Source organism: Pseudomonas sp. GL_139_B (assembly GCF_057834475.1).
Window position 1 is genome coordinate 2658777 of the sequence record NZ_CM174403.1, and the last position, 14360, is coordinate 2673136.

Sequence of the window (14360 nt, forward strand, 5' to 3'; positions counted from 1 at the left end):
GGACTCCAGCATGCGCACCGAACAACCGAAGATGATTTACCTGAAAGACTATCAGGCGCCCGAGTACCTGATCGACGAGACGCACCTGACCTTCGAGTTGTTCGAGGACCACAGCCTGGTCCATGCGCAACTGGTGATGCGCCGCAATCCCGAGCGCGGCCCGGGCCTGCCGCCGCTGGTACTGGACGGTCAGCAGCTTGAGCTTTTGGCGGTCACCCTGGCTGATCGCGAGCTGAGCGAAAGCGACTATCAATTAACCGAGAATCACCTGACCCTGCACCCGACCAGCACCACCTTCACGGTCGATACCAGCGTCAAGATCCACCCGGAAACCAACACCGCGCTGGAAGGCCTGTACAAATCCAGCGGCATGTTCTGCACCCAGTGCGAGGCCGAAGGCTTCCGCAAGATCACCTATTACCTCGACCGCCCGGACGTGATGAGCAAGTTCACCACCACGGTCGTCGCCGAGCAACACAGCTATCCGGTCCTGTTGTCCAACGGCAATCCGATTGCCAGCGGCCCCGGAGAAGACGGCCGGCACTGGGCGACCTGGGAAGACCCGTTCATGAAACCGGCGTACCTGTTCGCGCTGGTGGCCGGTGATTTGTGGTGCGTCGAAGACACCTTCACCACCATGACCGAGCGTTCCGTGGCATTGCGCATCTACGTCGAGCCGGAAAACATCGACAAGTGCCAGCACGCGATGAACAGCCTGAAGAAGTCGATGCGCTGGGATGAAGAGGTTTACGGTCGCGAGTACGACCTGGACATCTTCATGATCGTCGCGGTCAACGACTTCAACATGGGCGCCATGGAGAACAAGGGCCTCAACATCTTCAACTCCAGCGCCGTACTGGCCCGCGCCGAAACCGCGACCGACGCCGCACACCAGCGCGTTGAAGCCATTGTCGCCCACGAATACTTCCACAACTGGTCGGGCAACCGCGTGACCTGCCGCGACTGGTTCCAGCTGTCACTCAAGGAAGGCTTCACCGTGTTCCGCGATGCCGGGTTCTCCTCGGACATGAACTCGGCCACGGTCAAGCGCATCCAGGACGTGGCCTACCTGCGCACGCATCAGTTCGCCGAAGACGCCGGCCCCATGGCCCACGCCGTGCGCCCGGACAGCTTCATCGAGATTTCCAACTTCTACACCCTGACCGTGTACGAAAAGGGCTCGGAAGTGGTCGGCATGATCCGCACCTTGCTCGGGGCCGAAGGCTTCCGCAAAGGCAGTGACCTGTATTTCGACCGCCACGACGGCCAGGCCGTGACCTGTGACGATTTCATCAAGGCGATGGAAGACGCCAACGGTGTCGACCTGACCCAATTCAAGCGTTGGTACAGCCAAGCGGGTACTCCGCGTTTGGCAGTGAGCGAGTCCTACGATGCGGCGGCGAAAACCTACAGCCTGACCTTCCGTCAAAGCTGCCCGGCAACCCCGGACAAGGTTGAAAAACTGCCGTTCGTGATTCCTGTGGAGTTGGGCCTGTTGGATTCCAAAGGCGCAGCGATTGCCTTGCGTTTGTCCGGCGAATCCAGCGCTCAGGGCACGTCGCGAGTGATCTCGGTAACCGAGGCCGAGCAGACCTTCACCTTCGTCGACATCGCTGAGCAGCCGTTGCCTTCGTTGCTGCGTGGCTTCTCGGCGCCGGTCAAACTGAGCTTCCCGTACAACCGTGATCAATTGATGTTCCTGATGCAGCACGACAGCGATGGGTTCAACCGCTGGGATGCGGGTCAGCAATTGTCGGTGCAAGTGCTGCAAGAGCTGATTGCCCAGCATCAGGCTGGCGAAACGCTGGTGCTGGATCAGCGCCTGATTTCTGCCCTGCGCACCGTGTTGTCGGACGAGACGCTGGATCAGGCGATGGTCGCGGAAATGCTTTCGTTGCCGGGTGAGGCGTACCTGACTGAAATCAGCGAAGTGGCTGACGTCGAGGCGATTCACATCGCCCGTGAGTTTGCTCGCAAGCAATTGGCTAAAGAGTTGTTTGAGGCGTTGTGGCTGCGTTATCAGGCCAATCGTGATCTGTCGAAGAAAACGCCGTACGTGGCCGAGGCCGAGCACTTCGCTCGTCGCGCGTTGCAGAACATTGCGCTGTCGTACCTGATGTTGAGCGGGAAACCGGAAGTCTTGGCGGCGACGCTTGAGCAATTCGAAACCAGCGACAACATGACCGAGCGCCTGACAGCGTTGGCGGTGTTGGTCAATTCGTCGTTTGAAGCAGAGAAGGCCAAGGCGCTGGCGAGTTTTGCCGAGCACTTCAAAGACAATCCGCTGGTCATGGATCAGTGGTTCAGTGTTCAGGCGGGCAGTGCGTTGCCGGGCGGTCTGGAGCGTGTGCGTCAGTTGATGCAGCATCCGGCGTTCAACATGAAGAACCCGAACAAGGTTCGCGCGCTGGTCGGTGCGTTTGCCGGGCAGAACCTGATCAACTTCCATGCGGCGGATGGTTCCGGGTATCGGTTCCTGGCGGATTTGGTGATTGAGCTGAACGGTTTTAATCCGCAGATTGCTTCCCGTCAGTTGGCGCCGCTGACTCGCTGGCGCAAGTATGACGATGCGCGTCAGGCGTTGATGAAAAGTGAGCTGGAGCGGATTCGTGCTTCGGGTCAGCTGTCGAGCGATGTGTTTGAAGTGGTCAGCAAGAGCCTGGCCTGAGTTGGCTTTGTCGTGGCGGCCTTCGGGCCGACCATGTTCTTGTTGGTTGTGTACATATCCATTCCTGCGGTAACGGCCGCTAATGGTTTCGCTCTTACAGCGAGTCCCTTTTGGCAAACGCCCCAAAAGGAACCAAAAGGTCTCGCCCCGAGCGTCCGGCCCCTCGCTAAGGCTCGGCGTTCCTTCGTTCCGGTATCCATCCGGGGACACTGCCCTCCGGTCTGCTTCGCTACGACCTACATGCAGCGTGTTCGACTGCGTCGAACGGCGCTACGCGCCACTCCCCGGATGCACACCTCCACTCAGCCTCCCGAGGGGGCGGGTGAATCAAGATCAAGAGCTGCAGGCGAGCTAACGCTCGGCCTGTTGAGTGGTGAGAAGCGGCGGGTGTAGGCCGATCCATTGTGGGAGCGAGCCTGCTCGCGAAGCTTTTGGCTTTGGCTTTGGCTTTGGCTTTGGCTTTGGCTGTGGCTGTGGCTGTGGCTGTGGCTGTGGCTGTGGCTGTGGCTGTGGCTGTGGCTGTGGCTGTGGCTGTGGTTGTGGCTGTGGCTGTGGCTTTGGCCTTGGCTTTTGATCTTGATCTTGATCGGCCTTTGATCTTTCGCCCCTTCGGCAGGCCGAGCGTAGGTGTTCATCAGGGGGGTAGGCGCGTAGCGCCGTGCGGCGAAGCCGCACACATCGAGAGGAGGTCGTCGCGAAGCAGACCGTAGGCGATGCCCCCTGATGGACATCGTAGCGAGGGAACACTGAGCCTTAGCGAAGTGCCGTACGCCGGGGCGAAGCCATTTGCTTACTTTTTGGCGTCTGAACAAGTGAGTCGCTGTAAGAGCGAAACCATAAGCCGCCGTTACCGCAGAAACGGATATGTACACGGAACACGGAACACCAATCACCCCACCTAATACCCAATCATTCAGCCAAACCCCATCCCCCTCAGGTTAACAAAACATAACGTGGCGTCGATTGTCAGACCTTTCCAAACCCCGATAGGATAAGCCAGCTTCCGAAGGGGCTCTAGATTGCGCGTTTCAGGACCAAGCTCCAAACAGCCAATCACAACGAGCCACCTTACGGCGCCCTGAAAGGTTGAACGACCTAACAATAATAATGGGGGAAGGTCTATGAGTGAGCCTGTCATGGGTGTGGGTATCTGCCGCCCGCCGGCATTACGCAAAATCGCGTTGCTGGCTACAGCGCTCTCGCTGTTGGGCTGTGCCGTGTTGTCGGCACCGGTGCTGGCCGCTGCCGCGCCAGCATCCGATGCTGTTTATTCCATTGAGTCTGCCAAGGCTGTCAAAAGCCTGATGCTGGATGTCGTCCACGCCGGCAAACGCCTGGTGGCAGTCGGCGATCGCGGGCACATTCTGTATTCCGATGACCAGGGCACGACCTGGGTTCAAGCCAAGGTGCCATCCCGGGCACTGCTGACATCGGTGTTTTTTGTCGATGACAAACACGGCTGGGCCGTTGGCCATGACGCACAGATCCTCGCGAGTGAGGACGGTGGCGCCACCTGGATCAAGCAATTCGACGATTTGAAACGCGAAGCGCCACTGCTCGACGTCTGGTTCAAGGACGCCAACAGCGGCTTCGCCGTGGGTGCCTATGGCGCGCTGCTGGAAACCACCGACGGCGGGAAGCACTGGGAAGACGCCAGCGACCGCCTGGACAACGAAGACCAGTTGCACCTCAATGGCATCGCATCGGTCAAGGATGCCGGGCTGTTCATCGTCGGCGAGCAGGGCAGCATGTTCCGCTCGGCCGATTGGGGGCAGACCTGGGAGAAACTTGAAGGCCCGTACGAAGGCTCGCTCTTCGGTGTCATCGGCACGGCGCAAGCCAATACGCTGCTGGCTTACGGCCTGCGCGGCAATCTCTACCGCTCCACGGATTTCGGCAGCACCTGGGAACAGGTCGAGCTCAAAGCCGCTCGCGGCGCACTGGAGTTCGGGCTGTCCGGCGCAACGCTGCTCGACGACGGTTCCATCGTGATCGTCGGTAACGGCGGCTCGGTGATCCGCAGCAACGACAATGGCGAAACCTTCAGCGTATTCAACCGTCCGGATCGCATTTCCGTATCGGCAGTGACGGCGGCGGGCAACGGCAATTTGATTCTGGCAGGACAGGGCGGCGTTCGCGCTACTTCGCCAACCGGCTCAGAGCTGGGCAAATAATAAGAAGGGCGGAGCTATGACATCGATGACAAGCCATCACCAAGACAAGGCGACGTTTCTGGAGCGCCTGATTTTCAACAACCGCCCGGCAGTGATCTTCATCTGCCTGCTGGTCAGTATTTTCCTGTTTTGGCAGGCGACGTTGATCCGGCCGTCCACCAGTTTCGAAAAAATGATCCCGCTCGATCATCCGTTCATTCAAAAGATGATGGAGCACCGCAACGATCTGGCGAACCTGGGCAATACCGTGCGGATCTCGGTGGAAGCCACTGACGGCGATATCTTCTCCAAGGAATACATGGAGACCCTGCGTCAGATCAACGACGAGGTGTTCTATATTTCCGGCGTCGACCGTTCCGGCCTCAAGTCTTTGTGGAGCCCGAGCGTGCGCTGGACCGAGGTGACGGAGGAGGGCTTCGCCGGTGGTGAAGTGATCCCGCAGAGTTACAACGGTTCCCAGCAAAGCCTGGATCTGCTGCGCAACAACGTCCTCAAGTCCGGGCAAGTCGGGCGTCTGGTAGCCAACGATTTCAAGTCGAGCATTGTCGATATCCCGCTGCTGGAGTCCTACCCGGACCCGCAGGACCAGGGCAAGTTACTGGCGCTGGACTACCGCAAGTTCTCCCACGAGCTGGAAGAAAAAATCCGCGACAAGTTTGAAAAACAGAACCCTAACGTGCAGATCCACATAGTCGGTTTCGCCAAAAAAGTCGGCGACCTGATCGATGGTCTGGTCATGGTGGTGATGTTCTTCGGTGTTGCCTTCGTTATTACGCTGATTCTGTTGTACTGGTTCACCAACTGCATGCGCAGCACCGTGGCGGTACTCAGTACCACGCTGGTGGCGGTGATCTGGCAGCTTGGGTTGATGCACTTCTTTGGTTTCGGGCTGGATCCGTACTCGATGCTGGTGCCGTTCCTGATCTTCGCCATCGGCATTTCCCACGGCGTACAGAAAATCAACGGTATCGCCTTGCAGTCCAGTGAGGCCGACAACGCGCTGACCGCTGCGCGACGCACGTTCCGTCAGCTGTTCCTGCCGGGGATGATTGCGATCCTGGCGGATGCGGTGGGTTTCATCACGCTGCTGATCATTGACATTGGCGTGATCCATGAACTGGCCATCGGTGCGTCCATCGGCGTGGCGGTGATCGTGTTCACCAACCTGATTCTGCTACCGGTGGCGATTTCCTACGTCGGTATCAGCAAGCGCGCAGTGGAACGCAGCAAAAAGGATGCAGTCCGCGAGCACCCGTTCTGGCGCCTGCTGTCCAACTTTGCCAGCGCGAAAGTTGCACCGGTGTCGATCGTCCTGGCCTTGCTGGCCTTCGGTGGCGGTCTCTGGTACAGCCAGAACCTGAAAATCGGCGACCTCGATCAAGGTGCTCCAGAGTTGCGTCCGGACTCGCGCTACAACAAGGACAACAACTTCATCATCAGCAACTACTCCACCAGTTCCGATGTGTTGGTGGTGATGGTCAAGACCAAGGCTGAAGGCTGCTCACGCTATGACGCCATGGCGCCGATCGACGAGCTGATGTGGAAGATGCAGAACACCGAGGGCGTGCAATCGGCGATTTCCCTGGTGACCGTGTCCAAGCAGATGATCAAGGGCATGAACGAGGGCAACCTGAAATGGGAAACCCTGTCGCGTAACCCGGATGTGCTGAACAACTCCATCTCCCGTGCCGATGGCCTGTACAACAACAGTTGCTCCCTGGCGCCGGTGCTGGTGTTCCTCAATGATCACAAGGCGGCGACGCTCGATCGTGCGGTGCATGCGGTGCAGGAATTCGCCCAGGAAAACAACAAGGACGGTCTGGAATTCATCCTCGCGGCCGGTAACGCCGGGATCGAGGCGGCCACCAACGAGGTGATCAAGGAATCCGAGCTAACCATCCTGATCCTGGTCTACATCTGCGTCGCGACCATGTGCATGATCACCTTCCGTTCGTGGGCGGCGACCTTGTGCATCGTGTTGCCGCTGGTGCTGACGTCGGTATTGGGCAACGCCCTGATGGCCTTCATGGGTATCGGTGTGAAAGTTGCGACCCTGCCGGTGGTGGCGTTGGGCGTGGGGATTGGCGTGGACTACGGCATCTACATCTACAGCCGCCTGGAAAGCTTCCTGCGTGCCGGTCTGCCGTTGCAGGAAGCCTATTACCAGACGCTGAAATCCACCGGTAAAGCGGTGCTGTTCACCGGTTTGTGCCTGGCCATCGGTGTCTGCACCTGGATCTTCTCGGCCATCAAGTTCCAGGCCGACATGGGCCTGATGCTGACCTTCATGCTGCTCTGGAACATGTTCGGCGCGCTGTGGCTGCTGCCAGCGCTGGCGCGGTTCCTGATCAGGCCGGAGAAGCTGGCTGGAAAGAAGGGTAACTCGCTGTTCGCTCACTGATCCTTGCCTGAAACAGAAAAGCCGCAACCTGGGTTGCGGCTTTTTTACATCTCGAATTCGACACTAAACCCCTGTAGGAGCGGCGCTGCGACGATTCGACTTGCCCGCGAATGCGGTGTGTCGGTCGACATCATCGTTACCTGATACACCGCATTCGCGAGCAAGCTCGCTCCTACATTGGTTCTGTGGTGGTTATGAGGGATCGCTACCCAGCACCACATTCAACGCACTTCGCGCATCATCCAGCTGCACCAGTGTCGCGTGTCGGGCGCCGAGCGCATCACGGTTCTCGATGGCCGTGAGGATTGCCTTGTGTCGAGGCAGCGCCAGTTCATGCAGGTTCGGCCGCTGATTGGAATGCTTCAACGCTTCGGCAATCGCTACCGACAGCATGTTGCACAGGTTGGCCAGCAAGTCGTTGTGGGTTGCATCGGCGATCCGGCTGTGGAAATCCAGATCAGGTTGCAGCAAGGCCTCCGGCGTCGGCGCGGCCTCCATGCGCTGGTAGGCTTCGCCAATGGACGCTATGTCCGCTTCCGTGGCGAACTGTGCGGCCAGTGCGGCGACGGCGGGCTCGATGATGCTGCGCACGCTGGTCAACAAATCGAAAAACTCATTCTGCGGGCTGCTTTGCATCAACCAGTGCAAAACGTCCGGGTCGAGCATGTGCCACTCTTTGCGCTGCTTGACCACCGTGCCGACGCGCGGACGGGAATACACCAGGCCTTTGGCGACCAATACTCGGGTGGCTTCGCGCAGTACCGGGCGGCTGACTGCGTACTCCTCACACAGCAGGGCCTCGGCGGGCAGCTTGTCACATGGCTTGAAACGCCCGGAAACAATCTGCATGCCCAGTTCCTGGACAATGCGCGAGTGCATGCTTTTACGGGCGGACGGTTTGCGGTAATCCATGGGGAGCGGCGCGGTCCTGTGCGAGGGGGTGTTGCGCATGATAACAGGCGTGAGCAGGTCCTGAATCAGATGAAGAACCAATGTAGGAGTGAGCTTGCTCGCGAAGGGGCCGTGTCAGTCAATTTAGATTTTGTATGACACACCGCCTTCGCGGGCAAGCCCGCTCCTATAGGGGATTGGTGGGGTTAGTGAGAGTGGCGCGGGACTTCTGCGCCGCGGCAGCCGACCAGGAAGTCAAAGTCGCAGCCCTGATCCGCTTGCAGCACATGGTCGATGTACAGCTGACGATATCCGCCCAGAATCATTTGCTGGGGTGGCTGCAGATCCGCCATGCGTGCCGCCAGCTCAGCATCGGGAATATCCAGGTGCAGACGGCCACTGGCGCAGTCCAGTTCAATCCAGTCACCTTCTTTCACGGCGGCCAACGGTCCGCCCGCCGCCGCTTCCGGCGCGACGTGCAGAACCACGGTGCCATAAGCGGTGCCGCTCATGCGCGCGTCAGAGATGCGCACCATGTCGGTCACGCCCTGGGCGAGCAGCTTGGCCGGCAAACCCATATTGCCGACTTCGGCCATGCCCGGATAACCCTTGGGACCGCAGTTCTTCATCACCAGGATCGAGTTGGCGTCGACGTCCAGCTCTGGATCATTGATCCGCGCCTTGTACATATCGAAGTTCTCGAACACCACGGCGCGTCCGCGATGCTGCATCAGTTCAGCCGTGGCGGCGGACGGTTTGAGCACCGCGCCCAGTGGCGCCAAGTTACCACGCAATACGCAGATGCCGCCGTCGGCGCGGATCGGGTTGTCGAGGGTGCGGATCACTTCGTCCTGACCGTAAATCGGCGCGTCTTTGGTGTTCTCACCGAGAGTTTTACCGTTGACGGTCAAGGCATTCGGGTTTGGGATCAGGTTGGCTTCACCGAGGCGACGCAATACCGCGGGCAAACCACCGGCGTAGTAGAACTCTTCCATCAGGAAGCGCCCGGACGGTTGCAGGTCGACGATGGTCGGCATGCCGCGACCGATGCGGGTCCAGTCGTCCAGCTCCAGGTCCACACCGATACGCCCGGCGATAGCTTTCAAGTGGATTACGGCGTTGGTCGAACCGCCGATAGCGGCGTTGACGCGAATAGCGTTTTCGAAGGCTTCTTTAGTGAGAATTTTCGATAGTTTCAGATCTTCGCGAACCATCTCCACCGCACGCATACCGGACATGTGCGCGAGTACATAACGGCGTGAATCAACTGCTGGAATCGCCGCGTTGTGCGGCAGGGAAGTGCCTAGTGCTTCGGCCATGCAGGCCATGGTCGATGCCGTGCCCATGGTGTTGCAGGTGCCCGCAGAGCGGGACATGCCACCCTCTGCTGCGAGGAAATCGTCAATAGAAATAGTACCGGCTTTCACTTGTTCGCTGAGTTGCCAAACCACCGTGCCGGATCCGATGTCCTGACCTTTGTGCTTGCCGTTGAGCATCGGTCCGCCGGTGACGACGATGGCCGGGACGTCACAACTGGCCGCGCCCATCAGCAGCGCCGGGGTGGTTTTGTCGCAACCGGTCAGCAGCACCACGCCATCAATCGGGTTGCCGCGAATCGCTTCTTCGACGTCCATGCTCGTCAGGTTGCGGGTGAACATGGCGGTCGGGCGCAGGTTCGATTCGCCGTTGGAGAACACCGGGAACTCCACAGGGAACCCTCCGGCCTCGATCACCCCGCGTTTGACGTGCTCCGCGATCTGGCGGAAGTGCGCGTTGCACGGGGTCAGTTCCGACCAGGTGTTGCAGATGCCGATGATTGGCTTGCCCTGGAACTGGTGGTCGGCGATGCCCTGATTCTTCATCCAGCTGCGGTACATGAAGCCGTTCTTGTCGGCGGTACCAAACCATTGAGCGGAGCGCAGGGTGGGTTTCTTATCAGACATGTTCGATTCTCTTATTGTATGACTATTTTGTTAAATCTATGGCCTAACATAAGCGTAAATTGGCCTGTTTGGAAGTGTTGTTGGGTAATTAGTATTACTATATAGTCGCTTTCAACGGAGGGATGACCCTGGCGATTTTCTGCGAGAGGCGGCCCCCGAGGTTCTATAACAACAACAATCGGAGACCGATCTCATGAGCCAGGAACTGCGGCTTATTCGTCGCATCACGCTGAAACTGATTCCCTTCCTGATCCTGCTGTACCTGATCGCCTATGTGGATCGCTCCGCCGTGGGTTTTGCCAAGCTGCACATGGGCGCTGACATTGGCCTCGGCGACGCGGCTTACGGCCTGGGTGCCGGGCTGTTCTTCATTGGTTACTTCCTGTTTGAAATCCCCAGCAATCTGATGCTCGACCGTTTCGGCGCGCGCCGCTGGTTTGCGCGGATCATGGTCACCTGGGGCGCTATCACCATCGGCATGGCCTTCGTTCAGGGGCCGCAAAGCTTCTATGTGATGCGCTTTTTGCTCGGTGCGGCGGAAGCCGGTTTCTTCCCGGGCGTTCTGTACTACATCACTCAGTGGTTCCCGATTCGCCATCGCGGCAAGATCCTCGGTCTGTTCATCCTCTCCCAACCTATCGCGATGATGATCACCGGCCCGGTGTCCGGCGGCTTGCTCGGCATGGACGGCACCCTCGGTTTGCACGGTTGGCAGTGGCTGTTTATCGTCATCGGTACACCGGCGATCCTGCTGACCTGGCCGGTGCTGCGTTATCTGCCTGACGGCCCGCAACAAGTTAAATGGATGGACCAGGCTGAAAAGGACTGGCTGTCCGGCGAGCTGAAAAAGGACCTTGAGGAATACGGCCAGACTCGTCACGGCAATCCGTTGCACGCGCTCAAAGACAAGCGAGTGTTGCTGCTGGCGCTGTTTTACCTGCCGGTGACGTTGAGCATTTATGGCTTGGGTCTGTGGTTGCCAACGCTGATCAAACAGTTCGGCGGCACCGATTTGGTAACCGGTTTTGTTTCAGCGGTGCCATACATTTTCGGGATCGTCGGCTTGCTGATCATTCCGCGCAGTTCCGACCGTTTGAATGACCGCTACGGTCACCTCGCCGTGCTGTATGTGCTGGGTGCCATTGGCCTGTTCCTCAGTGCCTGGCTGACAGTGCCGGTGTTGCAACTGGCTGCGCTGTGCCTGGTGGCGTTTGCACTGTTTTCCTGCACAGCGGTGTTCTGGACCTTGCCGGGTCGGTTCTTCGCCGGGGCCAGCGCGGCGGCCGGGATCGCCTTGATCAACTCGGTGGGTAACCTTGGCGGTTACATCGGTCCGTTCGTGATCGGTGCGCTGAAGGAATACACGGGCAACCTGGCGTCGGGGCTGTATTTTTTGTCCGGCGTGATGGTGTTCGGGCTGCTGCTGACGGGCGTGGTGTATCGCTTGCTGGAGCGCAAGCACGTGCTGCCGACGGATCAGTTTGCGGCCAGTGCACGTGGCGCCACCCGTACCTGACATGGGCTTGATACGGACCTGTAGGAGCTGGCTTGCCAGCGAAGAGGCCCTGACAGCAGACATCGGTATTGACCGTCAGGTCGCCTTCGCTGGCAAGCCAGCTCCTACAGGGTTTGCGGTGTTTTCAAGTTTTGTTTAATGGAGAAATTTCATGCGTTTGGTTCAATTCGAATTGAGTAACGGCGATCGCCGCGTGGGCGTTGTCGAGGGCGGTCTGGTACATGAAGTGCGGGACGCGCACACCGTTCGTGACCTGGCTTTGGCCGCGATCGAGGCGGGCACGAATCTCGAACAGCAGGTGAAGGCCCTGGGCCTGGGCATCAGCCACGACTATGCCGAACTGCTGGCCAGGTTACGCATCCTGCCGCCGCTGGATCATCCGGACCCGGCGCACATGCTGGTCAGCGGCACCGGCCTGACCCATTTGGGCAGCGCCTCGGCACGGGACAAGATGCATCAACACGCTGGTGATGAAGCGGCCATGACCGACACCATGCGCATCTTCAAATGGGGAGTGGAGGGCGGCAAACCGGCCGCAGGGCAGGCCGGCGTACAACCGGAATGGTTCTACAAGGGCGACGGCAGCATCGTCGTTCGGCCGGGCCAACCGTTCCCGCTGCCACCTTTCGCCGAAGACGCCGGCGAAGAGCCGGAGCTCAGCGGCCTCTACGTCATTGGCCACGATAGCAAGCCGTATCGCCTCGGTTATGCGGTCGGCAACGAGTTCTCCGATCACGTCATGGAGCGTAAAAACTACCTGTACCTGGCGCACTCCAAACTGCGCAGTTGCAGCTTTGGCCCGGAACTTCGGGTCGGCGAATTGCCGCAACACCTGGCTGGCACCAGCCGCATCCTGCGCGACGGCGAAGTGCTGTGGCAGAACGAGTTTCTCAGCGGCGAGGCCAATATGTGCCACAGCCTGGAAAACCTTGAGTACCACCATTTCAAGTACAGCCAGTTCTTGCGTCCGGGGGACGTACACATTCATTTCTTCGGCACCGCGACTTTGTCGTTCGCCGATGGCATCCGCACCCGGCCGGGTGACGTTTTCGAGATCAGCCAGGCCGAGTTCGGCGCACCGTTGATCAACGGCATTGCACCGGTTGAAGCGGCGTTCCTGCCCGGCACCGTCGGCACCCTTTAAGGAGATTGGCATGACCCGAATTCTTGGACACAACTACATCGGTGGCCAGCGCAGCGCGAATGGCCAGCTAAAACTGCAGAGCGTCGACGCCAGCACCGGCGAAGCGTTGCCGCACGATTTTTTCCAGGCAACCCCGGAAGAAGTGGACGCCGCCGCCAGGGCCGCTGCTTCGGCTTACCCGGCCTATCGCAGCCTGAGCGCTGAGCGTCGCGCACAATTTCTCGATGGCATTGCTGATGAACTGGACGCGTTGGGTGACGAGTTCGTCGCCGTGGTCTGCCGCGAAACCGCGCTGCCGGCTGGGCGCATTCAAGGCGAACGCGGCCGCACCAGCGGTCAGATGCGCTTGTTCGCCAAGGTGTTGCGTCGCGGTGATTTTTACGGCGCGCGGATCGACAAAGCATTGCCTGAACGCACGCCGCTGCCACGTCCGGACTTGCGCCAATACCGCATCGGCCTCGGCCCTGTAGCCGTGTTCGGGGCCAGCAACTTTCCCCTGGCCTTTTCGACGGCCGGCGGCGACACCGCCTCAGCCCTGGCAGCCGGTTGCCCGGTGGTGTTCAAGGCTCACGGCGGTCACATGGCCACCGCCGAATGGGTGGCTGAAGCGATCCTCCGTGCAGCTGAAAAAACCGGCATGCCGGCCGGTGTGTTCAACATGATCTACGGGGGCGGGGTCGGCGAAGCGCTGGTCAAGCACCCGGCGATTCAGGCCGTGGGCTTTACCGGTTCGCTGAAGGGCGGTCGAGCCTTGTGCGACATGGCCGCGGCACGTGCGCAGCCGATCCCTGTGTTCGCCGAAATGTCGAGCATCAACCCGGTGATTGTGTTGCCACAGGCCTTACAGAGCCGGGTTGAGTCAATCGCCCGTGACCTGACCGCGTCGGTGATTCAAGGTTGTGGTCAGTTCTGTACCAATCCCGGGCTGGTGATCGGGATTCGTTCACCACAGTTCAGCGCGTTCGTGCAGCAGGTCGCCGGGTTGATCAATGATCAGCCGGCGCAAACCATGCTCAATGCCGGGACCTTGAGCAGTTATAGCAGAGGCCTGGAAAAGCTCCTCGTGCATTCCGGCATCACGCACCTGGCAGGCAACGCACAACAGGGGAATCAGGCTCAGCCGCAGTTGTTCAAGGCTGACGTCAGCCTGTTGATCAACAGGGATGAAGTCTTGCAGGAAGAGGTGTTCGGCCCGACCACGGTGGTGGTGGAAGTGGCTGATCAGGCGCAACTCACTGCGGCGCTGAACGGACTTCATGGGCAGCTGACGGCGACGATCATTGGCGATCCGGCGGACTTTGAACAGTTCGGCGAATTGACGGCATTGCTTGAACAAAAGGTCGGGCGGATTCTGCTCAATGGTTATCCCACCGGTGTGGAAGTCTGCGATTCGATGGTCCACGGCGGGCCGTACCCGGCGACGTCCGATGCGCGCGGTACGTCGGTGGGCACCTTGGCGATTGACCGCTTTCTGCGCCCGGTGTGCTTCCAGAACTACCCGGACAATCTCCTGCCGGACGCGTTGAAGAATGGCAATCCGCTGCGCATTCAGCGGCTGGTGGATGGCCAACCATCCAAAGAAGCCCTGTAACAGCCACACCCTAATCCCCTGTGGGAGCGAGC

The 14360-nt window shown here is 59.5% G+C and carries 8 protein-coding genes; 6 read left to right on the forward strand and 2 right to left on the reverse strand.

Features of this window, described 5'->3' with window-relative positions; genetic code table 11:
• The first annotated feature begins 10 nt into the window (after positions 1 to 10).
• From pepN to AC3ISI_RS12355, 3 genes are all read left to right on the forward strand, one after another.
• Positions 11 to 2668, forward strand: a complete 2658-nt coding sequence (pepN, locus tag AC3ISI_RS12345; RefSeq protein ID WP_489337208.1) for an aminopeptidase N — start codon at positions 11 to 13, stop codon at positions 2666 to 2668.
• Positions 2669 to 3789: 1121 nt separating this feature from the next.
• Complete coding sequence (locus tag AC3ISI_RS12350) at positions 3790 to 4842, forward strand: WD40/YVTN/BNR-like repeat-containing protein (protein ID WP_489337209.1); 1053 nt, start codon at positions 3790 to 3792, stop codon at positions 4840 to 4842.
• 25 nt (positions 4843 to 4867) lie between these two features.
• The gene (locus AC3ISI_RS12355; protein WP_489337210.1) at positions 4868 to 7243 is read left to right on the forward strand and encodes an efflux RND transporter permease subunit; all 2376 of its coding nucleotides are present in this window, start codon (positions 4868 to 4870) and stop codon (positions 7241 to 7243) included.
• Positions 7244 to 7435: 192 nt separating this feature from the next.
• On the opposite strand, the gene AC3ISI_RS12360 is transcribed toward AC3ISI_RS12355, so the two are convergent.
• The gene (locus tag AC3ISI_RS12360; protein ID WP_489337211.1) at positions 7436 to 8155 is read right to left on the reverse strand and encodes a FadR/GntR family transcriptional regulator; all 720 of its coding nucleotides are present in this window, start codon (positions 8153 to 8155) and stop codon (positions 7436 to 7438) included.
• A gap of 185 nt (positions 8156 to 8340) precedes the next feature.
• A complete protein-coding gene (locus AC3ISI_RS12365) occupies positions 8341 to 10077 on the reverse strand; it encodes an IlvD/Edd family dehydratase (RefSeq protein WP_489337212.1) in 1737 nt (578 codons plus the stop codon).
• Between the two features lie 193 nt (positions 10078 to 10270).
• On the opposite strand from AC3ISI_RS12365, the gene AC3ISI_RS12370 reads away from it, so the two are divergent.
• The 3 genes from AC3ISI_RS12370 (at position 10271) to AC3ISI_RS12380 (ending at position 14328) form a co-directional block, all read left to right on the forward strand.
• A complete protein-coding gene (locus tag AC3ISI_RS12370; protein WP_489337213.1) occupies positions 10271 to 11593 on the forward strand; it encodes an MFS transporter in 1323 nt (440 codons plus the stop codon).
• Between the two features lie 151 nt (positions 11594 to 11744).
• Positions 11745 to 12737 carry an AraD1 family protein gene (araD1, locus tag AC3ISI_RS12375; RefSeq protein ID WP_489337214.1) on the forward strand — a complete coding sequence of 331 codons (993 nt, stop codon included), beginning with the start codon at positions 11745 to 11747 and terminating at the stop codon, positions 12735 to 12737.
• A 10-nt stretch (positions 12738 to 12747) separates the two neighbouring features.
• Positions 12748 to 14328 carry an aldehyde dehydrogenase (NADP(+)) gene (locus tag AC3ISI_RS12380; protein ID WP_489337215.1) on the forward strand — a complete coding sequence of 527 codons (1581 nt, stop codon included), beginning with the start codon at positions 12748 to 12750 and terminating at the stop codon, positions 14326 to 14328.
• Positions 14329 to 14360 lie beyond the last annotated feature (32 nt).